This window comes from Pedobacter sp. GW456-11-11-14-TSB4 (genome assembly GCF_059424425.1).
Window position 1 is genome coordinate 450,025 of the sequence record NZ_JBWKZK010000001.1, and the last position, 25,233, is coordinate 475,257.

The 25,233-nt window shown below is 35.4% G+C and carries 23 protein-coding genes; 18 read left to right on the forward strand and 5 right to left on the reverse strand.

Annotation, left to right across the window (positions count from 1 at the left end; all coding sequences use genetic code 11):
• Positions 1-61: 61 nt before the first annotated feature.
• Both AC07XU_RS02125 and lpdA read right to left on the reverse strand, forming a co-directional pair.
• On the reverse strand, positions 62-1,249 hold the full coding sequence (locus AC07XU_RS02125; RefSeq protein WP_494941968.1) for a serine hydrolase domain-containing protein: 1,188 nt from the start codon (positions 1,247-1,249) through the stop codon (positions 62-64).
• A 411-nt stretch (positions 1,250-1,660) separates the two neighbouring features.
• On the reverse strand, positions 1,661-3,067 hold the full coding sequence (gene lpdA, locus AC07XU_RS02130) for a dihydrolipoyl dehydrogenase (protein WP_494941969.1): 1,407 nt from the start codon (positions 3,065-3,067) through the stop codon (positions 1,661-1,663).
• A gap of 528 nt (positions 3,068-3,595) precedes the next feature.
• Between lpdA and AC07XU_RS02135 the strand changes: the two genes are divergently transcribed.
• From AC07XU_RS02135 to AC07XU_RS02155, 5 genes are all read left to right on the forward strand, one after another.
• Complete coding sequence (locus AC07XU_RS02135) at positions 3,596-5,470, forward strand: CocE/NonD family hydrolase (protein ID WP_494941970.1); 1,875 nt, start codon at positions 3,596-3,598, stop codon at positions 5,468-5,470.
• 6 nt (positions 5,471-5,476) lie between these two features.
• Positions 5,477-7,135 carry a M1 family metallopeptidase gene (locus AC07XU_RS02140; protein ID WP_494941971.1) on the forward strand — a complete coding sequence of 553 codons (1,659 nt, stop codon included), beginning with the start codon at positions 5,477-5,479 and terminating at the stop codon, positions 7,133-7,135.
• 32 nt (positions 7,136-7,167) lie between these two features.
• Entirely contained in the window at positions 7,168-7,560 is a 393-nt protein-coding gene (locus AC07XU_RS02145; RefSeq protein ID WP_494941972.1) for a hypothetical protein, read from the forward strand.
• 67 nt (positions 7,561-7,627) lie between these two features.
• Positions 7,628-8,473, forward strand: coding sequence for an HAEPLYID family protein (locus AC07XU_RS02150; protein ID WP_494941973.1), 846 nt, complete (start codon positions 7,628-7,630; stop codon positions 8,471-8,473).
• Positions 8,474-8,532: 59 nt separating this feature from the next.
• Positions 8,533-9,270 (forward strand): head GIN domain-containing protein, encoded by a 738-nt coding sequence (locus AC07XU_RS02155; protein WP_494941974.1) that lies wholly within the window; start codon positions 8,533-8,535, stop codon positions 9,268-9,270.
• 358 nt (positions 9,271-9,628) lie between these two features.
• On the opposite strand, the gene AC07XU_RS02160 is transcribed toward AC07XU_RS02155, so the two are convergent.
• Both AC07XU_RS02160 and AC07XU_RS02165 read right to left on the reverse strand, forming a co-directional pair.
• Positions 9,629-11,146, reverse strand: coding sequence for a malate:quinone oxidoreductase (locus AC07XU_RS02160; protein ID WP_494941975.1), 1,518 nt, complete (start codon positions 11,144-11,146; stop codon positions 9,629-9,631).
• A gap of 132 nt (positions 11,147-11,278) precedes the next feature.
• Positions 11,279-12,568, reverse strand: a complete 1,290-nt coding sequence (locus AC07XU_RS02165; RefSeq protein WP_494941976.1) for a DUF389 domain-containing protein — start codon at positions 12,566-12,568, stop codon at positions 11,279-11,281.
• A 144-nt stretch (positions 12,569-12,712) separates the two neighbouring features.
• Here AC07XU_RS02165 and AC07XU_RS02170 point away from each other — a divergent pair, with 144 nt between their 5' ends.
• From AC07XU_RS02170 to AC07XU_RS02185, 4 genes are all read left to right on the forward strand, one after another.
• Positions 12,713-14,017: a hypothetical protein gene (locus AC07XU_RS02170; RefSeq protein ID WP_494941977.1), complete on the forward strand. Its 1,305-nt coding sequence runs from the start codon at positions 12,713-12,715 to the stop codon at positions 14,015-14,017.
• 321 nt (positions 14,018-14,338) lie between these two features.
• A complete protein-coding gene (lipA, locus tag AC07XU_RS02175) occupies positions 14,339-15,220 on the forward strand; it encodes a lipoyl synthase (RefSeq protein WP_494941978.1) in 882 nt (293 codons plus the stop codon).
• Between the two features lie 62 nt (positions 15,221-15,282).
• On the forward strand, positions 15,283-15,834 hold the full coding sequence (locus AC07XU_RS02180) for an RNA polymerase sigma factor (protein WP_494941979.1): 552 nt from the start codon (positions 15,283-15,285) through the stop codon (positions 15,832-15,834).
• Between the two features lies 1 nt (position 15,835).
• Positions 15,836-16,660 (forward strand): anti-sigma factor, encoded by an 825-nt coding sequence (locus tag AC07XU_RS02185; RefSeq protein WP_494941980.1) that lies wholly within the window; start codon positions 15,836-15,838, stop codon positions 16,658-16,660.
• A 179-nt stretch (positions 16,661-16,839) separates the two neighbouring features.
• On the opposite strand, the gene AC07XU_RS02190 is transcribed toward AC07XU_RS02185, so the two are convergent.
• On the reverse strand, positions 16,840-18,333 hold the full coding sequence (locus AC07XU_RS02190) for an NAD(P)H-hydrate dehydratase (RefSeq protein WP_494941981.1): 1,494 nt from the start codon (positions 18,331-18,333) through the stop codon (positions 16,840-16,842).
• 147 nt (positions 18,334-18,480) lie between these two features.
• Here AC07XU_RS02190 and yiaA point away from each other — a divergent pair, with 147 nt between their 5' ends.
• From yiaA to AC07XU_RS02235, 9 genes are all read left to right on the forward strand, one after another.
• Entirely contained in the window at positions 18,481-18,888 is a 408-nt protein-coding gene (yiaA, locus tag AC07XU_RS02195; protein WP_494941982.1) for an inner membrane protein YiaA, read from the forward strand.
• A gap of 122 nt (positions 18,889-19,010) precedes the next feature.
• Positions 19,011-20,141, forward strand: coding sequence for an NAD(P)/FAD-dependent oxidoreductase (locus tag AC07XU_RS02200; protein ID WP_494941983.1), 1,131 nt, complete (start codon positions 19,011-19,013; stop codon positions 20,139-20,141).
• Positions 20,142-20,849, forward strand: coding sequence for a methyltransferase domain-containing protein (locus AC07XU_RS02205; RefSeq protein WP_494941984.1), 708 nt, complete (start codon positions 20,142-20,144; stop codon positions 20,847-20,849).
• Positions 20,846-21,898 carry a type III polyketide synthase gene (locus AC07XU_RS02210; protein ID WP_494941985.1) on the forward strand — a complete coding sequence of 351 codons (1,053 nt, stop codon included), beginning with the start codon at positions 20,846-20,848 and terminating at the stop codon, positions 21,896-21,898. Before AC07XU_RS02205 ends, AC07XU_RS02210 begins: the two co-directional genes overlap by 4 nt.
• Entirely contained in the window at positions 21,892-22,341 is a 450-nt protein-coding gene (locus AC07XU_RS02215; protein WP_494941986.1) for a 3-hydroxyacyl-ACP dehydratase FabZ family protein, read from the forward strand. Before AC07XU_RS02210 ends, AC07XU_RS02215 begins: the two co-directional genes overlap by 7 nt.
• On the forward strand, positions 22,331-23,608 hold the full coding sequence (locus AC07XU_RS02220; protein ID WP_494941987.1) for a beta-ketoacyl-[acyl-carrier-protein] synthase family protein: 1,278 nt from the start codon (positions 22,331-22,333) through the stop codon (positions 23,606-23,608). Before AC07XU_RS02215 ends, AC07XU_RS02220 begins: the two co-directional genes overlap by 11 nt.
• Entirely contained in the window at positions 23,601-23,861 is a 261-nt protein-coding gene (locus tag AC07XU_RS02225; protein WP_494941988.1) for an acyl carrier protein, read from the forward strand. The genes AC07XU_RS02220 and AC07XU_RS02225 overlap by 8 nt, the downstream gene beginning before the upstream one ends.
• Entirely contained in the window at positions 23,851-24,405 is a 555-nt protein-coding gene (locus AC07XU_RS02230) for a 4'-phosphopantetheinyl transferase family protein (RefSeq protein WP_494941989.1), read from the forward strand. The genes AC07XU_RS02225 and AC07XU_RS02230 overlap by 11 nt, the downstream gene beginning before the upstream one ends.
• A 207-nt stretch (positions 24,406-24,612) precedes the next feature.
• The gene (locus AC07XU_RS02235; RefSeq protein WP_494941990.1) at positions 24,613-25,059 is read left to right on the forward strand and encodes a hypothetical protein; all 447 of its coding nucleotides are present in this window, start codon (positions 24,613-24,615) and stop codon (positions 25,057-25,059) included.
• Positions 25,060-25,233: the final 174 nt, after the last annotated feature.

The following is a 25,233-nucleotide window of genomic DNA, read 5'->3' on the forward strand; positions in this document are numbered from 1 at the left end:
TAAGAATTGATAGATATTTTGCAAATTTCGGCATTTGAAATGAAATGATTTTAATTTTTTACTATTTGCGTATAGATCTTCCTATTTCTTGCACAAAGCCATGAAAATTGAGTTTCTCTTGTCGGCCACCCAACCTAACAATAATTACCTTGTTTTGTGGATTTACGTAAACAGATTGATGAAACATGCCCTGAGCTTTATAATCGTAAACTTTTTTAGCGTAGAAATATCTGCCATCGTTGTTACGCTCTACAGGATAACCCAAATGTTCTTTTTCTAACTGTTTAATTGCACTTAGCGAATCTGGAAAAAATTTAAAATCTCTTGTAGCCCAAAATTGATTTTTGTAGCGTTTGTTAGCCAGTGTATCTGGATGAGTTGTAGCATCTATCCATTTTTTAGAGATAATTTGTTTGCCTTGCCAATTGCCATTGTTTAGGTATAATCGCCCCAATTTGGCATAATCTAAAGCGGTGGCATTTATACAACAAAAAGATTTAATATTCCCTTCTTTATCTACACTCCATAAGGCATCGCTTTCTGCACCCAAAGGCTGCCAAAGGTTTTCTTGCAACAAAATATCTAAAGTTTTTCCCGTTACTTTTTCTAATATCATACCCAAAATTTGCGTATTTAAACTTTGATACTCGAACACAGCATTAGGCTCATTTTTCATTTTAAGCTTACTTACCATTTTCTTTAAATCGGCACCGTAATAGCTCCTTACAATTTTAGAAAACGGATTTAATGAACGTTCGTTAAAATCAAAACCACTTCTCATATCCAATACATGTTGAATAGTTAATCGATTGAAACGTTCGTCGTTTTTCGCCAACTCGGGTAGGTATTTAATCACCAAATCATTAGTCGATTTTATCTGACCACGATCTACAGCAATGCCTATTAAAGTACCTACAAAAGATTTGGAAATAGAAAAACTGGGTTGCTTAGCTTGTAAATTTGTATCGTCTGAGAGGTATTGATAGATGATACTATCATTTTTGATGACAATAAATGCACTTGTTTTGGTATCAATAAGCGAAGTATCTAACTTTTCTTTTAATGATGCGTATACCGGATTTTGCTGATAAGGCTTAAAGTAAAACGGATTTGCTGATTTTTGGATAGTTTGGTTTTTAAAAATTGCACTATCTCGTGAATCTGGAACTAGATATTTAATAGACCTTAGCGGAATGCAAGCAGTGTAAAGGATAGAAATTAATGTAAGAGTAAAAATGGCTTTCTTCATGTATCGGCTTTTGCTAAGTTAAATTAACAAATAACACCTTTAAAGTTTTGTAATAATTTTGAAGAACTCTGACCGCCATTTCTCTCCGCCACGGCAGAGAGAAATTGATCAGCTAATCTAACTTACCCTAGCCTTCACAACTTGTCAGATCTATTTCGGTAGGTGAGACACCTATTGATAGCACTAACGCCTTTTATGGTAATTATATCTCTAAGTATTAACTGCTAATCAATTTTTTTTTAACCATTTAAGAAATATAAGTTCATTTAAGGCATAACTTATATTTTCTTAAATGGCTTATATGGTAAAATCAAAAAAGCCAGCAATTGCTTGCTGGCTTTTTGTGTTATTCATATTTTTCAGACTTTCCCAACTTTCGGTCTTTTCCGACTCTCCTTTAGGGGTTGGGGGTTAAATATGTATCGCTCTATTTTCAGTTGCCGCCATAGCCGCTTCTTTTAAAGCCTCGGTATAAGTTGGATGAGCATGGCAAATTCTTGCAATATCTTCTGCCGATGCACGGAACTCCATGGCTACAACAGCTTCCGCTATCATATCTGCCGCACGTGGCCCAATCATGTGTATACCTAAAATTTCATCCGTTTTCTCATCAGCCAAAACTTTTACAAAACCATCGGTATCCATACTTGCTTTTGCCCTACCACTCGCTTTAAACGGGAAAGAACCAGCTTTGTATTTAACACCTGCTGTTTTTAATTGCTCCTCAGTTTGACCAACAGAAGCAACCTCTGGCCAAGTGTAAACTACACCTGGTATTAAGTTGTAATTGATGTGTGGTTTTTGTCCGGCGATAGTTTCTGCAACATAAATACCTTCATCTTCAGCTTTGTGTGCTAACATCGCACCAGTAATTACATCGCCTATGGCATAAACACCTTTAGCAGATGTTTCTAAATGCTCATTCACCGGAATTTTCTTTCCTCTTTCTTCAACTGTAATACCAATTTTATCTAAGCCTAAACCTTCACTGTAAGCCGTTCTACCAACAGCCACAATGCAATAATCAGCTTCAAAAGAAACAGCTTCGCCTTTGGCGTTATCTGCAGTTATCGTAACTGTTTTACCTTTTGTAGTTGCACCCGTAACTTTGTGCCCCATGTAAAATTCCATGCCTAAATTTTTCTTTAGCACACGTTGTAATTCTTTACCTAAACTGGCGTCCATAGTAGCAATTATAGATGGCATAAACTCAATTACCGAAACTTTTGTTCCTAAACGAGCATAAACCGAACCTAACTCTAAACCAATTACACCGCCACCAATTACAACCATTGTTTTTGGTACTTCTTTAATGTTTAAAGCTTCTGTAGAAGTAATAATGCGCTTTTTATCGATTGGCAAAAATGGTAAAGCAGTAGGTTTAGAACCTGTAGCAATAATTACATTTTTAGCGGTTAATTTTTCTGTACTTCCATCTGCTTTGGTAACGATGATGGTATTTTTATCTTCAAAAGAACCAACTCCCTCAAAAGTGTCAATTTTATTTTTCTTAAAAAGATAGGTTATACCCGCTGTATTTTGCGAAACAACATCGTCTTTACGGGCAATCATTTGGGGCATATCAACCTTTAAATCTTTAAGCTTAATACCGTGTGTTGTAAAAGTATGAGCCGCGTTATGGAAATGCTCAGAAGAATCTAACAAAGCTTTTGATGGAATACAGCCTACATTTAGACAAGTACCACCATAAGTTTTATATTTTTCTACCACTGCTGTTTTTAATCCTAACTGTGCACAGCGAATGGCACCTACATATCCGCCCGGGCCCGAGCCTATAACAACTACATCGTATTGCATATCTTATAAATTTTTGTGTGGCTAAGTTACGGATTAGTTTTATTGTTGGAAAGTTGTAATGTTTGAAAGTTGTAATGTTTGGCCTAAATGATTAATAAGTTATCCAATTTTAGTTGTAAAAAAAATCTGTAAAGCAATGACTGCATTTCATCGGTTACGAAAGTCGGGCTTTTTGCTGCAATCTTTTTGTTTATGCCACTGCTATTCACACCTGTCATCCTGAGCTTGTCGAAGGATGATGTTGGCAAAACGCTTCGAAAAGCTCAGCGTGACAAACAAAAAGGATTTTCGCTTCAATCCCGTTTAGTTAACTAAGGATTGTGCTATGAACTTCCAGATATCGTAAGTGCTAATTATGGATTGTAAATGCATAGATTGTAAGTTCGAGATTTGCAATATCTCGAACTTACAAGATTTTTCATCTTCCGCCTCCCCTCACCAAGTCACACTCTTGATACTTAAATGCAAACATTTGATACCTGAACTGCATTTATCTATATTTAGCTTTCAAAACCTATTCAAATTTTCATGAAAAAATTGAGATTTTTCCTGCTCTTCTTTTGCTGTAGTCTGTTATTCACAAACTTATCAGCCCAAGAAACCGATTCGGCTTACGTACGCAACAACTACACAAAAATAGAACGCTTAATTACCATGCGTGATGGAGTGAAATTGTTCACCTCTATCTACTTACCAAAAGATCAATCTAAAAAATATCCATTTTTAATTACGCGTACGCCTTACACAGTTTCGCCCTATGGCGAAGATAAATACAAATTGAGTTTAGGCACTTTCCCAGCATTAATGAAGGATGGTTTTATTTTTGTTTATCAAGATGTTCGTGGACGTTGGATGAGTGAAGGAAAGTTTGAAGATATTAGACCTCAAACTACGCAAAAAGGCAAAAATGCAATCGACGAAAGTACAGACACTTACGATACTATCGATTGGTTGGTAAAAAATATTAAAAACAATAATGGCAAAGCCGGCATTTCTGGCATTTCTTACCCAGGTTTTTACTCAACCACCTCTTTACCAAATTCGCATCCAGCTTTAAAAGCGGTTTCGCCACAAGCGCCAGTAACCGATTGGTTTATTGGCGATGATTTTCACCATCGTGGCGCTTTATTTTTAATGGATGCTTTTAGTTTCATGACCTCTTTCGGCGTTCCTCGTCCTAAACCAACAACGCCAGATAAAGGACCAAAACCTTTTCAATTTCCCATAAAAGATAATTATCGTTTTTATTTAGAGGCTGGTTCTGTAAAAAATTTGAAGGATAAATACATGGGCGACAGTATTCAATTTTGGAACGATTTATTTAAACATCCCAACTTGGATACCTTTTGGAGAGCAAGAACAATTTTACCTCACTTAACCAATGTAAAACCTGCAGTTATGGTAGTTGGCGGCTTTTTTGATGCAGAAGATGCTTACGGCACGTTCGCAACCTACAAAGCAATAGAAAAGCAAAACCCAAATACCAATAATATTTTAGTTGCAGGCCCGTGGTTTCATGGTGGATGGGTACGTGGCGATGGTTCAACTTTTGGCGACATGAAATTCAATCAGCCCACAAGTACTTATTATCAAGAAAATTTTGAGCTTCCTTTCTTTAAATATTATTTAAAAGGAGAAGGAAACTTTAACCCTGCCGAAGCAAATATTTTTGTAACAGGGAGCAACCAATGGAAAAAATTTGATACTTGGCCGCCTGCAGCTACCGAAAGTAGAAACTTGTATTTACATCCTAACGGTAAATTGTCTTTCGAAAAAGTGGGTAGAACAGATAGCTGGGATGAATATGTAAGCGATCCTAATAATCCAGTACCTTATCAGGATGGCGTACAAGCGAAAAGAACAAGAGAATATATGGTAGATGATCAGCGTTTTGCTGCTCGTAGACCAGATGTAAAAGTTTATCAAACTGATGTTTTAACAGAAGACATTACCTTAACCGGACCAGTTTTAGCTAACTTAATTGTTTCTACCACTGGTACTGATGCCGATTATGTAGTAAAACTGATTGATGTTTTTCCAGAAAATGAACCAGATCCTGTCCCAAATCCGAACAGTGTAATGATGGGTGGTTACCAAATGTTAATTCGTGGCGAAATTATGCGTGGCAAGTACCGCAATAGTTTCGAAAAACCAGAAGCTTTTGTACCTGGTGCTATAACCAAAGTAAATTATCCTCTACCTGATGTTGCTCATACTTTTAAAAAAGGCCACAAAATCATGATCCAAATTCAAAACTCATGGTTCCCATTGGCAGATAGAAATCCACAAAAATTTATGGATATTTATCAGGCAGAGCCTAGCGATTTTCAAAAAGCTACACATAAAATTTACCACGATACCAATAACAGTTCATTTATAACCGTAAATGTGCTAAAACCATAAACACCGATGAAGAAATTGATTATTCCTTTTTTAATGGCAGCAGTGTTTTGCAAAAATGTAAACGCACAGCTCATGACCAACAAAAAAGAATTTAGCAGAGCTGATACTTTGCGAGGAATGCTCACTCCTTTGCGAACTTGTTACGACATTAATTATTACCATTTAGATGTTAAAATTGATCTTGAAAAACAATCGGTAAGTGGCAGCAATGAGTTTAAATTTACCGCGACACAAGATTTTACCAAACTTCAATTCGATTTATTTGAGAATTTAAAAATTGATAAAATTGTTTACAAAGGTGCCGAAGTTCCCTTTACCCGAGAATTTGGGGCTGTATTTGTAACCTTCCCTTCCACAATAAAAAAGGGCAGTAAAGACAGCTTTACGGTTTGGTACAATGGTAATCCTCGAGTGGCTAAAAATGCACCTTGGGATGGTGGTTTTATCTTTAAAAAAGACAAATCTGGTAACCCACTCGTGTCTGTAGCTTGCCAAGGTTTAGGAGCAAGTGTTTGGTGGCCAACTAAAGATCATCAAAGTGATGAGGTTGATAGTATGCTCATCAGCATTGCTGTACCAAAAGATTTAGATGAAGTTTCTAACGGCCGCTTACGCAACATAGTTGATTTAAAAGATGGTTACCGCCAACATAATTGGTTTGTATCCAACCCAATCAACAATTACAATGTTACTTTTTACATTGGTAAATATGCTCACTGGACTGACACTTATGCAGGTGAAAACGGACCATTAACCATTGATTATTGGTCATTAAAAGAAGATAGCGCAAAGGCTCGTCCGCATTGGGATGCTGATGTAAAACCAATGTTAAAATCTTTCGAATATTGGTTTGGCCCATATCCTTGGTATAAAGATGGGTACAAATTAGTTCAAGCCCCGCATTTGGGCATGGAGCATCAAAGTGCGGTTGCTTATGGTAATCAATTTAAAAAAGGTTATTTAGGTCAAGATTTATCTGGCACAGGCCATGGTTTAAAATGGGATTATATCACGGTGCATGAAAGTGGCCACGAATGGTTTGCGAACAACATTACCACAAAAGATATTGCCGATATGTGGGTGCACGAGGGTTTTACAAGTTATTCCGAAGCTCTTTTCACAGAATCTACATTAGGTAAAAAAGCCGGAGATGAATATGCAATTGGCTTACGTAGAGGCATTGCCAACAGAAGTCCAGTAATTGGCGAGTATAACGTAAACCACGAAGGTAGTGGAGATATGTATCCTAAAGGCGCAAACTTAATTCATACCATCCGCCAGCTCATGAATAATGATGAAAAATTTAGGCAAATGCTAAGAGGCCTAAATAAAGAGTTTTATCACATTACCACAACCTCGGCAGAAGTAGAGAAATACATTGCCAATAAAAGTGGATTAAAATTGGATAAAGTTTTCGACCAGTATTTACGCCATAGCAAAATTCCGGTTTTAGAATATAAGATCAATAATGGGCAGTTATCTTATCGCTGGATAACTGACGTATCAGGTTTTGATATGCCTGTAAAGGTTTCGCTAAAAGCAGATCATTATACATTAATTAAACCTACCAACGATTGGAAAACAAGTAAAATTGACGCCTCTGTAAATATGGATAATTTTAAAACTGAACCTAATTTTTACGTAAAGGTTAAAAAAGCGGAGTAACACCAGTGAATTATTTTACCTAAATTTGCTGTGTGATCAGTAAAATAAATAACATAAAGCCATTAAAGTTCTTCTGGATTTTAATGGCTTTATTATTGCTTAACTGTAGTGTAGATACCACAGGTTTATTTGCCGATCCTATTGAAACCAAAAGAATTATTGCAAACGACCAAGAAAGTATCATCGAGATTGTAGTTGAGCAATTTTTAGGTTTCGATAATTTAATTCCAGAAAATTTTGATGATGATATGGATCAAAAAGCCAATTTAAAAAAGGCTAAAGTGATTGATATTTTTATTCTTCCAAACTATTCATCGGCTAATGCTTCTATCACTCCACTAAATAAAAAATTCCAAATAGTTAAGGGCGATAACCAGTGGGATAAATTTCATTTTAAAATCCCATCTCCCCCGCCAGAAGTTTAATTTATTCAACTCACCATTCATCCCCTTTGGGATAAATAATTAAGTTTTAATAAATTAAAAATAGCTAATGTTTACATACAAAAACATCATTGCTTTTGGGTTTTTCCTATTAGCAAGCAACTCCATTTTAGCGCAAAATAAAAAAGATAGCTTATACGTAAAAGAGGTAGAAGATTCTAAATATCCTGAAAAGGTATTACATGCCGAACCATTATACATCGATTTAATTAGAGATTTAGGCGCCAGAAAAGGCGAACGAGAATGGAACGTGGGGTTCGGCTTAACAGACAACAATAAATATGATGAATATTTGGCCCTAGTAGAATACGAATGGGCACCGATGGATAGACTGGGTTTAGAAGTAGAATTGCCGTTTTCGTTATATTACAAAAACAGCGCCGATGCTACTGCTCCAAAAAGCAAACTCAATAGTTTAAAAATTGCCGGTCAGTACTCATTTTACGTTTCGCAAAAAAACAAAACGTCAATGGCTGTAGGTTACATTAATGAGTTTGAGTTAAATGAGCTTAATAAATTCGGCAGCGAAAGTGTATTTATTGGCAATGTTTACAATCCATTTTTTGTAGCAGCAAAACGCTGGGGCAATAATTTTCATACTTTATTATACACTGGGCCTGCTATTAGTCAGCATTTTAGCACTAAATCTTTTCATACCAGTTGGCAAATCAATTCAAATTTTCATTATATGATACCCAAAACGCGTAATTTTATAGGTATTGAATTGAACAAAGAAGTGCATAAACGCGATTTCGACATGACCATTCGCCCTCAAATGCGTGTAGAAGTTAGTGAAAGTTTGCTAATTGGTATTGTAACCGGTGTGCCAATTAAAAGAGAGAATGAAAGATTTAGCACTTTTTTGCGTTTAATTTTTGAACCAAAACATAAATAAAATAAAATCCATGCAACTATTTGCAACCTTTTAACGTCTTATAAAAAAACGATAAAACCATGAAGAAAATATTCCTATCATTTAGCTTAATTTTTGCACTAGCAGTAACTAGTTTTCAGCCAGTTTTTGCCACTGATCCAATTAATATTGGTCTATCTAAATTTAAAAAAGAAGATAGAGATGTAAAAAACTTTAACGGCGTTGCCTCTGGCGGACCAATTGATGTAATCATTACATTAGGCAATACAGAAGGTTTAAGATTTGAAGGTGATGCCGAAGCAATTTCTACTTTAATTACAGAGGTGGTAAGCAATAAATTAATTATTAGACCAAAAAACAGTTGGACAAGCTGGGCCAAAAAATACGAGAATAAAAAAATAACAGCCTACGTTTCTGCAAAAACACTTAAAAGTTTAACAATGAGTGGCAACGGAGCTATGTTGGTAAAAGGCAAAATTCAAGAAAACTCTCTAGCGGCTACTTTAAGTGGTTCGGGCAGTATAACCGCAACTGTTGATTTAAATAGTTTTGTTGGAACCATCAGCGGTTCTGGTAAATTAAATTTTTCAGGCAATGCGGATGCAGCATCAGTTACCATTAGCGGCTCTGGTTCCTTAACTAAAAAAGAATTCTCAGTAGATAGCATGACCGCAGTTGTAAGTGGTTCTGGTTCTATTTATGTAAATGCCGAAAACAACATTAGTGCAGTAATTAGTGGGTCTGGTACAATTAATTACAGTGGCAACCCAGAAATTGAACAACGCGTTGTTGGTTCTGGCAGAGTGAGAAAAATATAAACGCTTTTAACACACACAAAAAGCTTAAGCTCTCCGATATTTCGGGGAGCTTTTTTTATGCAGTTCTGTCATTCCGAGCTGGCGAGGAATCTCTAGCCTCCAAACTACCATCTAGCTTTTTGAAGAGAAAATTCAATTTTTCAATTAAAGCAAGTCCTGCTATTGTTCCAATCTTTTTGCCAATGTAGCTGCTAAAACTTGTTCGGATCTACTACAAAAAGTATTTCCATGCTATCAGGTCTATTAAACAAAAGACATTGCAAAACACATAAAACAAACCCTTTAAGATCGAAAACATTAATATAAAAGAAAAGGCAATGAACCAAATAACGGGTTGTTGATGGCGAATGGAAAACCCCTATCCTTCCACCAAACTATTCAATTTTAGCACAGCTGATGTTTTTGCCCTTGTTTCTTTGCAAAGCGCATCATTATCTGCCAAATTTTCCCCATAAGTTGGTATCATAGTTCTAATTTTAGTTTGCCACTCAGCGGTTTGCAGCTTATTTTTAAAACAACGATCCAGCAAATCTAACATAATAGAAACAGCTGTCGAAGCTCCGGGAGAAGCCCCCAACAAAGCTGCAATTGAGCCGTCTGCAGCGCTCACCACTTCAGTACCAAATTCTAAAATACCACCACCACTTGCTTTCTTTTTAATTACTTGCACACGCTGACCAGCGTACTCTAATTCCCAATCTTCAAATTTTGCATCGGGCAGGTACTCTTTTAAAGCTTTAAAACGATCTTCAGGCGATTGACGAACTTGCTCAATCAAGTATTTTGTTAGGTCTATGTTTTTCAATCCGGCAGAAATCATCGGACGAATATTATTGAACTTTATAGATAAAGGCAAATCTAAAAACGAACCATTTTTTAAAAATTTAGTTGAAAAACCAGCATAAGGACCAAAAAGTAAAGCTTGTTTACCATTAATAATTCTGGTATCTAGATGTGGCACAGACATAGGTGGCGCACCAACTGCAGCTTTACCATAAACCTTTGCATGGTGTTTTGCAATTACCTCTTCATTGGTACATTTCAACCATTGTCCGCTAACTGGGAAGCCCCCAAAACCTTTTCCTTCTGGAATATCAGATTTTTCTAACAACGGCAATGAGCCACCTCCAGCACCAATAAATACAAATTTTGCGGTACGTTTAGTTTTTTTACCAGTTTCTAAGTTTTTAACCTTTACACTCCACTCGCCATTAGGCAATTTATCGAGCTCACGAATTTCGTGATGGAAATTTAAACTTACTTTATCTTGCTTACTTAAATAACTAAACATCTCTCTGGTCAATGAGCCAAAGTTTACATCGGTACCTAAATCCATTTTGGTAGCAGCAACTTTTTCCTTTTTAGAACGGCCTTCCATAACCAAAGGTGTCCATTGTTTTATCAACTCTGGATCTTCAGTAAACTGCATGTCGGCAAAAAGGTTACTACTAATTAACGAATTGTAACGAGTTCTCAAAAAATCTACATTCCTTTTGCCCCAAACAAAGCTTAAGTGAGGAATATTTTTAATGAACAAATATGGATCTGAAACAATTTGTTTTTGCACTAAATAAGCCCAAAATTGTTTAGAAACTTCAAAAGCTTCGGCAATTTTTACTGCTTTATTGATATCAACAGAACCGTCTTTTTTTTGCGGGGTATAATTTAACTCGCAAAATGCAGAGTGGCCAGTGCCTGCATTGTTCCAAGCGTCAGAACTTTCTGCAGCTGCAATGTCTAAACGTTCGTAAATTTCTATACTCAAGTCTGGTTCTAATTCTTTTAAAATTAAACCAAGGGTGGCGCTCATTATACCTGCACCTATTAAAATAACATCAGCGTCGGTTTCTACAACCGTCTTTTTATTTCTGCTCATAAAACATTCCTTATCCTTTGTTTAAAAGGTTGTTTTCAAAAACCAGAGCTACAAAATTTAATATTTGGGAAGATAGGGCAAATATAAATAATTGGTTTTAAAAATAGGTTGTAACTATTAAATTGTGAACTACTATTCGCTTAGCACTAATACTTTTGGAACCGCTAAACGTTCTCTTAACCAACTTTCAAATTTGTCTTTATCAGGTTTTTTTAAGGAAGTTTTAGATTTATAAACTGCAATAGGAAAAGTAGCTGAGCTGTCTTTTGTATAATTAAATGTGTGATTAGCGATAGATATCGAGGAAATACTTGGGAATATAATCTTTGCTTCATTTAGCATCTGCGCATTGTTGTAATTATTTTTTGCCAACTCTGCTTCCAATAATTTTATTCTTGATTCGTTTACATCAAGCATTTCATCTTTTCCCTTAATTTCATTTAATATGCTATTTCTTAAAACTTGGATGTTATCTGTTGAATCTTGTTTAATCACAATTTTAGTTTGATTTAAGCCATAAAATTTCATTTTCTCATTCAATTCTTTTATTTCTTTCGCTGTAAATCGGTGATCTAAAAAAGCGAGTTCAAGCACTTTACTTTTGTAATCTGTTTTTTTATAAACGATGGTATTTCCAGAAGCTACCAATTCATCATTTATAAAATTATTTACCGCCTGAATATATTTTTGTTCTTTATAAAGCGAGTAAGCAAAGTAAGTGCTAGGTACTAACATTATGATTGTTAAAATGGTTATCGCATATTTTACTTGTAATTGATGCTTTTTATCTACCAATTTTTTTGGTGGATACTTTAAAAACTTAACAATTACGTAAGTAGCAATACAGATAAAAACACAATTAATACTATAAAGAAAGAAGGCTCCGAGAAAAAAATTAAGTTGTCCGGTTGCAATTCCGTAACCTGCTGTACAAAGTGGCGGCATTAAAGCTGTTGCAATGGCCACACCTGGTATTGGGTTTCCCTTTTCTACTCTGGTAACTGCAATGACGCCTACCAAACCACCAAAAAAAGCAATTAAAATATCATAAATATTTGGCGAAGTTCTGGCCAATAATTCGGATTGCACATCTTTAAATGGACTTACATAAAAATAAACAGTAGACACAAATAAACTTGCTAAAGTGGCTATCAACAAATTTTTTAGCGCCTTTTTTAACAAGTCAAAATCGAACGTACCTAAGGCAAAGCCTGAACCTACAATTGGCCCCATTAATGGCGATATTAACATTGCACCGATAATTACGGCGGTAGAATTTACATTTAAACCCACCGAAGCGATTAAAATTGCACAGGCTAAAATCCACAAGTTGGCTCCGGCAAAAGAGATGTTATTTCTAACATTTTGTAAGGTTTTCTCTTTGCTATCTTCTCCGCGATGAAGATTAAACAGGTAGTTCATATATCTGATCATACTTTAAACATACAATTATGGTCTATTTATTGTTTTGATCTGCTTCCCAATTTGTGAGCTAAAATTTAATTAAATTTTATACCTTTAAAACCATTAAATCGTCCCTGATTTTTAAGCTGTAAATAATACAATATGACTTACAAAGGGACATTTTTAATTCTTTTATTATCTCTTTTTTTGGGTTGCACAAAACCAGAAACCGACGCCGAACTTTTAAAGTTAGATCAGAAAAAATTAGTAGAAAATTTAGATTATGATAAAATCACTTTTTACAAATTTGCTAAAATAGCCATAAGATCTGCTGCTGTAAAAGACACCACCGACAAATCATTTCAACAATTCAGAATTCATAGTAATCATTTGCTGCGAAAACTTCACAAAGTGGATACTAAATCGAATGAGCAGATTTCTGCGATTGATGCCCTACTGATTTATAAAGATTATCGTGCTGTAAAAAGCTTTTTAAAAGAAACTGATGAGGATATTTTTCCGACCCTAATTGAAGGAATTAATAACTTAAGTGCTTCTGGAAATACCTTCGAACTTTTAAATGGAAATGAAAAAACCAAGTCTCAAAATATAGAACATGCGATATTAAGCACTATTGTTTTAGCCACCAGAAGTTTTGGCCAACCTTATGCCCTTTATGAATGTTCGAAAACACAACCAGAAAAATTACCCGATCATGAAATTAAAACATTATTAGAATTTGTTAGAGGTTTTTTATTTTTCAGCAATAATTTATATTACCTATCGGAAGATGGGCTTACAAGAAATATCAATTGGTTAGATAAACATGAAAACATTGCTTTGCCATACACCAAAGCATTTTTTGGTTGGGGAAATTTAAGTGATAGCCAAACGCATACAGCATTTCATAGCATGAATTATTTGTTTAGAGGATTAGACAGACTTAGCATGGAGCGCCAAATAGATGAAGAAAGGGCTTTAAATGATTTTGAAAAATTTATTGTAGACACCAAAAAGTTGGGTTTAGAAACAGAATTAACATTAGCGATAGAGTGTTACCTATATTTAAAAAGAGAGGATAAAGAGAAAGCTGTTGCCGCTTTAACCAAACTTAACAAAAGTCCACTACTTTCTGATAATGAACATGATGCGTTAGCAAAAACAATTGCCTATGTAAATGATCGCGAAGCAGATAAAGCTTTGAATGGTGTTTATGATAAAGTTTTTTTAGGTAAGATTGCCACAAGATATGTAATTGCCGTAATGGCAAAAGTAGATTGGGAGAAAGTACTCAAGCAAAATAATGTACCCCATATTGATGAAATTTTTGCTACAATTCATAAAGTGCAAAACATTTCTAATTCGGTAAGTTCTTATACTAACGCCAACACTATTGAAAAAGGTAAAACAGAATTAAAAAAACAAGGTAGTGAGCTTTTAAATGGTGCTAAAGATTTATTAAAATAGCTTTTTCGCCTATTTGTTAGTTCGAGCTTGCAGCTCGGATTGTTCAATCAGTAACCTAGCATTTGATTTTTTTAAACCCTAAGCACAAGCATTAAGCCCATCCTGCAACCATAATTAAAAGCAAGATCTTTTAATTCTAAACCTTATTGAAGTGGAAATCTTTTTGTTGCGCAGCTTCAAAAAATTGTAACGAAAAGAAGGACTAACTTTAAAACTAGCAACAACAACTGCTTTTCAAATCATTATTTTGGCGCAAAAACATTACAACCTTTAAACATTTCAACGTTGTAAGATTTCAATCCTAATATGTAACTTTGTAGCATGATTGAACTTCCTGTAGTAGCTGCTGTTACAGACAAACCTCGCAAACCAGATTGGTTAAGGGTTAAATTGCCAGTTGGTAAAGAATATGCCCAAGTGCGAAGTCTGGTTGATACCCATAAATTACACACCATTTGCGAAAGTGGTAATTGCCCAAATATGGGCGAGTGTTGGGGTGCAGGTACCGCTACATTCATGATTTTAGGAAACATTTGTACACGTTCGTGCTCTTTTTGTGCGGTTGCAACGGGTAGGCCTTTAGCGGTTGATACTGATGAGCCAAACAGAATTGCTAATTCAGTAAAACTGATGAATGTAAAACATTGCGTTATTACATCTGTAGATCGTGATGATTTAAAAGACGGTGGCTCAATTATTTGGGCAGAAACTTTACAGGCCATTCGCAGAGAAAGCCCAGAAACAACTTTAGAAACTTTGATACCAGATTTTAAAGGTCAATGGGATAATTTGTACCGCGTTTTAGAAGAGCGCCCAGAGGTAATGAGCCATAATGTTGAAACCGTTAGGCGTTTAACCAAACAAGTTCGCATACAGGCTAAATACGATAGAAGCTTGGAAGCTTTGAAACGAATTTCTGAATTTGGCTTACGTACTAAAACTGGTATTATGTTAGGCCTTGGCGAAACTGAAGATGATGTTTTAGAAGCGATGGATGATTTAGTTGCAAACGGCGTTCATATTTTAACATTAGGACAGTATTTACAGCCAACTCGTAACCATCACCCTGTTGTAGATTGGATACATCCAGATCAATTTGCAAAATATAAAGAAATTGGCTTAGCTAAGGGATTAAGATATGTAGAGAGCGGTCCATTGGTAAGATCTTCTTACCATGCAGAAAAACATTTATTTGATTTTTAAAACTTTACGTTGTAACAAACAAAATTTGTTTTTACGCGTTTTAGTTATGTATATTCGTAAACTTGGCAACAACAAAAAAAATATCCCTATCTGAAGAAGAACTGGTTAGCGCCTTAAAAGGTCAGGACACCGTGGCAATCAAAGCATTGTACGATATGTATTCTGGAGCTTTAATGGGTGTTATTTCTCGCATAGTACTTCAAACCGAAGTTGCAGAGGATCTATTACAAGAAACTTTTTTAAAAATCTGGAATTCTGCTGGCAGTTACGATCCATCTAAAGGCCGTTTATTTACATGGATGATGAACATTGCCCGAAATTTGTCTATTGATAAATTAAGGTCTAAAGATTTTAAGAACGCTAACAAAAACCAAGACATAGAAAATAACGTAAGTTTCATTGACGAGCAAAAGAAGGTAAGTTTTAATGCGGATACTTTGGGCTTAAAAGAACTGGTTGTTAATTTAAAACCAGACTTTAAAGACGTTTTAGACATGGTATATTTTAAAGGATATACGCATGTAGAGGCTGCAGAAGAATTGAACCTACCATTAGGCACCGTTAAAACACGCGTTAGAATGGCGATTTTAGAGTTAAGGAAAAAATTTAATTGAGGTGGAAGAAGTTAAAGCATATATCGAATCAGGCATACTTGAACTTTACGTTTTAGGGCAGTTAACTGCACAAGAATGTAATGAAGTTGAAGCTATGGCAGCAAAACACCCAGAAGTAAAGGCAGAAATTACTGCAATTGAGCTTGCTATGGAAAGTTATGCTTTTGAAAATGCCATTGCACCATCTGCAAATGTGGAGGCTAAAATTTTAGCTGAAATTGAAATTAATTCAACAGAAAAAGAGCCTAAAATACTTCCTTTATACCAACAAGCAAATGATAGTAAGGTTAGGGCTTTACGTTTTGCCTTAGTTGCTTGCATTGCTTTATTGGTAGTTAGTGTGGTTGCCTTATATAATGTTTACAATAAATTAAGTGTTGCTAATGAGCAAATTGCTACGTTAAGCACAAATAATGAGCAGTTTGCCAGAACTGTTAATAAATTGGAGTTTGATAATTCGGGTTTACAAAACCGTGTAGACATGACTGAAACCGATGAGTGGACTACAATAAAACTTGCTGGAGTTGCAGCATCGCCAAAAGCTAAAATGTTAGTTTATTGGAATAAAAACAATAAAAACATCCTCATTAATCACGCTGCGATGGATTTGCCAAAAACTGATAAAACCCACGAGTACCAACTTTGGGCATTGGTAGATGGAAAACCCGTTAGTTTAGGTGTATTTGGCGAAAATGCCAAAGAAGCTGTACAACAAATGGTAACCATTGAGAAAGCACAAGCTTTTGCAGTTACTATTGAGCCAGTTGGCGGTAGCGTTAACCCAACCATGGAAAAAATGGTGGTAATGGGTGGTGTTTCTATCTAACCCCAAACCCCTTGAGGTGCTTTAATCCTAATCTTCTGAAAAGCAAATTTTTGCAACTATTAATGGTAGTCCTGCTATACGCTATATTCCCGATAAAGATTCGGGAGATGCCGCTCCTATCAGGTCTAGTTAACTTAAAACATTGCACATCACAAAGTTTTCTGTGCAGGTGCAAAAAATTAATCCATTAACGTTTTTATCGTTTTAGGTAATTGTAAAGCAACTTGTGATGCGGTGATGAAATAACTTTCTTCAGCTAAGTCATCTCCACCTTTTCCATGCAAGTAAACCCCTAAAATTGCGGCTTCCTGTGCATCGTAACCTTGTGCTAATAAAGAAACCAAAAGCCCAGTTAATACATCTCCCATACCACCACTTGCCATTGCTGGGTTGCCAGTTTGGTTAATGTATACCTCGCCAGTTGGCATACAAATAAAAGTATATTGGTTTTTTAGAATGATAATCAGAGCTAAATCTTTGGCCTTTGCTTTTGCGGTTTCTACTCTTTGCCACCAATTCTTATGCTCTCCAAACAATCGATCAAACTCTTTTATATGCGGAGTTAAAATTGCATTTGGCCTCAATTTGGTCAATAAATCCTTTCTGTTGCTCAGCAAGTTTAAAGCATCTGCATCAATTACTAAAGGCTTATTAGCATCAATAGCAATTTCTAAAAGCGCCATTTGCTCACGTTCAGTTCCTAATCCTGATCCTATAGCTACGGCACAATACTTATCAAAATTCTTTGCCTCAAAATATTTTTCACGAGGCAAAGCCATCGCTTCTGGTAACATCATGTTTAATGCAGTTAATCCACTTTGTGGCAAACAAACTGTTGTTAGACCGGCACCGCTATGTAAGCAAGCACTTGCAGATAGCAAAGCTGCACCCATGGTATTGGTGTTACCAGCAATAATTAATGCATGCCCATAAGTGCCCTTGTGCGTAAAGTTTGCTCTTGGTTTAATAGATTTGACTGCATCAAAATGCTCAACTAATTTAAAATCAGTCGACTGTAAATTGATAAAATCTTTATCTAAACCAATATCAACAACCTGAAATCGTTCTAAAGCAACAGTAGATTCTGGAAAGAAAAAGTTAATTTTAGGAAGCTCAAAGGAGATTGCTAAATCGGCTTTCACTCCAATATAATTTAGCGGTATTTCGCCCTCGCTGTTGAAACCAGTTGGTACATCTACAGCAATAACTCTAACATGAAAATCATTTATCAGCTTGGCTAAAGCCGCATATTTACCTGTTAATGGCTTGTTTAATCCAGAGCCTAATATGGCATCGATTATGAGATCAGGTTCGATAATTTCTATTTCATTAACCTCATTTATTTCTTCAACAGGTAATCCCGTCTCCTGCAAACGTTTTAAATTAACCACATTATCATCGCTTTGCTTACCACCAAAACGAGTTAGAAAAACTGATATATTTTTATAGTTTTTAGCCAATAACAATCTAGCTATCGCTAGTCCATCTCCGCCATTATTACCCTGCCCACAGAAAATAACTATGCTTGTATTTAGCTCTTTACATTCAGCTTCAAAAGCGTTTACAAATGCACCTGCTGCCTGCTCCATTAAATCAATCGAATTAATATTTTCTTGTTTAATGGTATAAGCATCAACATTTTGCATTTGTGCAGCAGTAAGTATTTTTTGCATAAAGCTAAGTTAAGTTAAACTCTTCATTAAATGTAAACAAGCTAATTTTTGTTTCGCTTAAACGTAGTTATTTGATATGAACGTAACAATTGGGCATGCTTTAAGTCTCATTTTTAATTAATAGATCTAAAACCAAATTTTAAAACGATGATTCAAAAACCATCAAACGCATTCATAGCAGCCGCATGGATAGCTTTAGGAATTGGCATGATTGGCTATATTATTGGGCTTTGGCGCTCTGATATGGAATTGAACGAAAAAGGTTATTATTTTACCGTATTGATGTTTGGGCTTTTTGCCGTAATATCTTTACAAAAAGCAGTAAGAGATAAATTAGAAGGTATACCCGTAACCGAAATTTACTACGGTATTAGTTGGTTTAGCACACTTTTAACCATTACTTTATTGGTAATTGGTTTGTGGAATGCAGAACTTTTGCCCAGTGAGAAAGGTTTTTATGCCTTCGCATTTTTACTCGCACTTTTTGGTGCTATAACTGTGCAAAAAAATACCCGCGACAGTAAATTGGCAACAAATGATCAAAATTTAAATTAAAGCAATTTTAAGTTAAGAAAGCCATTCTGATAAAATCGGGATGGCTTTTTGTTTTGTAAAACATTTGCAATCTGATTAAAACAATATTACGTTACAATTAATTTAATTTACATTTAGTAATTATGCTTTACGATGTAGATATCTTAATTATTGGTGGCGGCTTGGCGGGTTTAACCGCTGCTTTAAATCTAAATAAAGCCGGATTGAGCGTAACTCTTATCGAAAAAGAAACATATCCTCACCACAAAGTTTGTGGAGAATATATATCTAACGAAGTTTTGCCTTATTTAAACTGGTTGGGTTTGGATATGAGTAGCCTATCTGCCACTGCTATCAACAAATTACAGTTAAGCACGGTTTATGGCAAAAGCATTTTTACCGAATTGCCTTTGGGTGGTTTTGGCATTAGCAGGTATGAGTTAGATTATTTTCTATACCAACAACTGATCAAAAGTGGAGTTAAGGTAATGATCGATACTGTAACTGATGTGTTTTTTAAAGATGAAGTATTTGAAATTTCTACCTTATCAGGAAAGCAGCATACAGCAAAGGAAGTTTTTGGCGCTTATGGTAAACGATCAAGTTTAGACGTGAAGCTAGACCGTCCTTTCATCAAAAAAAAATCTTACTATTTAGCTGTTAAAGCGCATTACAAAGGCAATTTTCCAAAAGATGTAGTGGCTTTGCATCATTTTAACGGCGGATATTGTGGTGTTTCTATGGTAGAAAATCAAAAATTAAACATCTGTTATTTGGCAGATTACAACTCATTTAAAAAGTATAAAAATATCGATGCCTACCAGAAAGAAGTGCTTTATAAAAATCAAAATCTAAAACAGATTTTTGAGCAAAGTGAAGCTTTATTCGAAACACCATTAACAATTAGTCAGGTTTCTTTTGCTAAAAAAAGCAAAATCGAAAATCATATGTTAATGATTGGTGATAGTGCAGGATTAATTCATCCACTTTGTGGAAATGGAATGGCCATGGCCATACATGGAGCAAAAATTGCATCAGAATTAATGGTTCAATTTGCACATGGAGAAATAACCAGATCCGAAATGGAAAGCAACTATGAGAAATTATGGGGACAAAGTTTTAATAGCAGATTAAAAATGGGTAACATTTTATCAACGCTGTTTAGAAACCAAAAAACAACAAATTTTTTAATTTCTGCTGTAACCAAAGCTCCGTTTTTGCTCAATCAAATCATAAAAAAAACACATGGTGATCAAATTTCAATCCCTAATTAAATGCCCATAGATACCAGTAAAAGAAGTGAAGCCCCAGAAATGATGGATGATTTTGCCATGGAAGGTGAGATTTTAAGAGATGCTTTGGATAAATTGGCCAGTATTAACAAACTTTTGGGCGGCAATTCGGTAACGATTGATGGGGTGAAAAAATTGCTCAGCGGCATTGATAAAAACCGAAGGATAAGAATTGTAGATATTGGCTGTGGAAATGGCGATATGTTGCGAATTTTAGCAGATTTCGCTAAACAAAAACAATTAAATTTTGAGCTGATTGGTGTGGATGCCAATCAATTCACCATTAATCATGCAAAGCAGCTCTCGGTTAATTATCAAAACATCAGTTATCAATGTGAAGATATTTTTAAAGATGAAATTGTAAATTGTGATATCATTTTATGTACCTTAACATTACATCATTTTAAAGACCAGGAAATTATAGATTTGCTTAATAGATTTAAAAAAGCAGCAAGCCTAGGTATAGTAATTAACGATTTGCAAAGAAGCGCTTTGGCTTATTATTTATTTATCGGATTATGTTTTGTTTTCGGTTTAAACCACATGTCTAAAGAAGATGGTTTAGTTTCGATATTAAGGGGATTTAAAAAAGCCGATTTGCAATTATATAGTAAACAACTGCAGCTAAAAAACTGTTCTATTAAATGGAAATGGGCATTTCGTTACCAATGGATAATTAAAACCGAATGAGTGTAAAAATAAAAGCAGTGAGCAAAGCCTTACCAGAATATTCTAGAGCGACTGCCGAAATTATGCCGTTTTTAGATATTTGGTTAAAAGATCAGGATGGGCGTTTCATTAAAAAAGTGAAGAAAATTTTCGAAGGTGCATCGGTAGACAGACGCTACTCCTTCATGTCGCCCGAAGAGGTTTTTAGCGATTTAAGTTTCGAAGAACGAAATGATATTTACATCAGGGAAGGCATAAAATTGGGTGAAGCTGCATTGCGGTCTGCTCTTGAAAAAGCGAACTGGTTACCTACTGATTTAGATTACATCATCACGGTAAGTTGTACCGGTATCATGATCCCTTCATTAGATGCCTACCTGATTAACAAACTCAAGTTAAAACAAGATGTTGTTCGTTTACCCGTAACCGAAATGGGCTGTGCCGCAGGTATTTCTGGAATTATTTATGCGAAGAATTTTTTGAAGGCTAATCCAAATAAAAGAGCTGCTGTTATCGCTGTAGAATCGCCAACCGCAACATTTCAATTGAATGATTTTAGCATGGCCAACATTGTGAGTGCTGCCATTTTTGGAGATGGCGCCGCCTGTGTTTTGCTTAGTTCTTATGAAGATGAACAAGGCCCAGAAATTGTAGCTGAAGAAATGTACCACTTTTATGATGCAGAGCAGATGATGGGTTTTAAAATGACCAACACAGGTTTGCAAATGGTTTTAGAGGTTGCTGTACCAGAAACAATTTCTGATAATTTCCCAGCAATCATCCATCCATTTTTGGCAAAAAACTCTTTAACAATTGCAGATATTAATCACCTTATTTTTCATCCAGGGGGAAAAAAAATTGTGCAATTGGTAGAAAGCCTGTTTAGCGATTTGGGCAAAAACATTAATGATACCAAAGAGATTTTAAGGCTGTATGGAAACATGTCTAGCGCCACAGTTTTGTATGTGTTAGAAAGGTTTATGGATACAGCAATTACGCAAGGCGATTATGGTTTAATGCTGAGTTTCGGACCAGGGTTTTCTGCTCAACGTGTGTTATTGAAATGGTAAAAAATCATCCAGAAATATTAGCACTCCTACCCTACACAAAGCCATTTCTCTTTGTAGATGAGATTATTGAAATTGATGAAAATGGAGCAATAGGTTGCTTTACATATGATAAAAATTTAGATTTTTACAAAGGACATTTTAAAGATTTTCCGGTAACACCAGGGGTGATTTTAACCGAAACCATGGCACAAATAGGTTTAGCTTGCTTAGGCATTTTTCTTTTAAGAGATATGGTAAAAAACTTAACCATCGCCATGACTTCAACCAATATTGAATTTTTAAAACCAGTTTATCCTTCAGAAAAAGTAACTGTTTTTAGCGAGAAAAAGTATTTTAGATTCAATAAATTAAAATGTGAAGTGAGGATGGAAAACGAAGCTGGAGAGATTGTTTGCAAGGGCGAAATAGCAGGAATGATAATCGAAAAAAGTAATGGACAATAGAGTTGTAATTACGGGTTTAGGTGTAGTTGCTCCCAATGGGAATAACCTACCCGACTTTACAAATGCCATAAAAAGCGGCTTATCAGGTATTAAATTTGATGAAGAACTGGCAGCGCTTAATTTCTCTTGCCAGATTTCTGGAAAACCTGTTCTTTCTGCAGAAAGAATTCAAAACTACTTTACAGAACTCGAACTTAAAAATTTAGATAGTACAGGCATTTTGTATGGCGTAATTGCTGGCATGGATGCTTGGAAAGATGCCGAACTAGCTTTAAATGAAAGTGATGAACCGTTTTACGATTATGGCGCTATTTTCGGCACGGGTACCTCAGGTATTGATAAATTTAGAAAAGCAATTTACAAAATTGATGAACTGCAAGTTAAAAGATTAGGCAGCACGGTAGTTTCGCAAACTATGGCGAGTGGAGTTACAGCTTATTTAAGTGGAAAGATTGGTTTGGGTAATCAAGTAACCACTAATTCATCGGCCTGTGCTACGGGAACTGAAAGTTTATTGATGGCTTACGAAAGAATAAAATCAGGCCAGGCAACTTGTATGCTTGCTGGTAGTACTAGCGATAGCGGGCCATATATTTGGGGTGGTTTTGATGCCATGAAAGTTTGTACTTACAAACATAATAACGAGCCAGAAAAAGGTAGCAGGCCGTTGAGTGCCAATGCCAGCGGCTTTGTACCGAGTAGTGGCGCTGGTGCTTTGGTTGTAGAATCATTAAGCCATGCTTTGAAAAGAGGCGCTAAAATTTATGCTGAAATTTTGGGTGGCAATGTAAACTCTGGCGGCCAACGCGGTTTAGGTACCATGACTGCTCCAAACCCAACTGCGGTACAACATTGCATAAAAAATGCGCTTAAAAATGCTCAGATTAACGCAAATGAAATTGATTTGATAAGTGGCCATTTAACTGCTACTGCGAAGGACGCTTTAGAAATTGAAAATTGGGCAAAAGCTTTAAATCGTGATGGTAAAGAATTTCCGTATATCAATGGTATAAAAGGAATGATCGGCCATACTTTAAGCGCTGCTGGAAGTATCGAATGTGTAGCTGCTGTTATGCAATTACATGAAAATTTTATCTTCCCGAATGTAAATTGTGAAGATTTAAATCCTGATATTGAAAAGATAATTGATAAAAGTTGCGTGCCAACTCAATTGATCAATCAACGCGTTTCTGTTGTAGCGAAAGCAAATTTTGGTTTTGGTGATGTAAATGCTTGTGTGATTTTAAAAAGATACGATAATGAATAAGGAACAAATGATCGATGATTTGAAAGAAATCATTACGCCATATACCGAAAACAAAGATGCGCTAACCAGTATTAATGAGGATACCGATTTTTTAGTTGATCTGAAAATCAATTCTGCCAATTTGGTTGATATTATTTTAGACGTTGAGGAAAAATTTAACATTGAAATTGATAACGATTCGATGGCTAAAATGCTCAATGTTAAAGCCACCATTGCCATTATTGAAGAAAAATTAGCTGCTAATGCTGGGTAATGACATTGTTGATTTGCAATTAGCTGCCAAACAAGGCAATTGGCGGAGGAAAGGGTATTTGCAAAAAATCTTTACTTCGCAGGAGCAAGAGCTAATTTTAAATGCTACAAACCAAGATCAAATGGTTTGGCTTTTATGGAGCATGAAAGAGGCCGCTTATAAAGTTGTGAGCCCTCTGATTGGAGAAAGATTTTACCGACCTAAAAGTTTTAAATGCTCATTTGATTTACAACAATCTTCGTGTAAAGGAAAAGTTGTTTTTGAAGAATTTAATGTTGAAACAGTGAGCGAAATAACTGAAGATTATATTAATACAACTGCAATATCTGAACACAAGCGCAAAATTGAGTCATATCTATTTCATAGCTCTGCTGCTTATATCGAAGATTTCAACAAACTTTCACATCATTTTATGCTCCTAAAAAATGAAGCTAATCTTCCAACTGTACAAGATTTGCTTACTGAGGAATTTTGTCCAGCATCTGTAAGCCACCACGGAAGGTATGTTTCAATTGTACATCCAAGTCAATTTGAGCCAGTTTAAGTAGAGACTGCAATTTTCTACTTAATGCTTTTCGAGATGTTAAGCGAAGCGCATCTCGAACTTAAAATAATAGTGGATTTCAAATCCACTTTATCAATTCTTCGAGATGCCTTTCAGAACATTTCGAAGAGCGAAAATTGGTAATACAATTTTTAAAAGGAAAAATATAAAATTATCATATATTAGATTTAAAAAATCAAAATAAACATGAACAAATTTTTACTTCTCCTTTTATTTTCTGTTTTTTCAGTAACCACTTACGCTCAAACTAGCCCTGATGAACTAGTTAAGACCTTTTTTAAAGGCTATACCGAAAACTCAGGCAAGGCAATAGACGACCTTTATGCCACTAACCCTTGGACGACAAGGATAAGAGATGGAATTGAAAACATTAAAAAAGAAGTGAGTAGTTATACTGTTGATTATGTAGGAAAATATTATGGTTATGAACTCATAACAAAAAAAACACTATCTGAAAGTTTTGTACTACACTCTTATATGGTGAAATACGACAGGCAGCCAATGAGATTTATCTTCAAGTTTTATAAACCAGATAGCAAATGGATTTTGTATTCTTTCTCTATTGACTCGAATTTAGATGATGAACTTACTGAAGCGGCCAAATTATACTTTCTTAAATTAGAAGATAATTAAGTAGATTAATGCTGTTCGAGATGTTAAGCGAAGTGTATCTCGGACTTAAAATAATAGTGGATTTCAAATCCACTTTATCAATTCTCATTGCTGGTGCGAGTTTTTTGACTCATACCTATACAAAAATGCATTACGATTGCAAGTTGAGCTGGCAATGACGCGAAAATACGACCC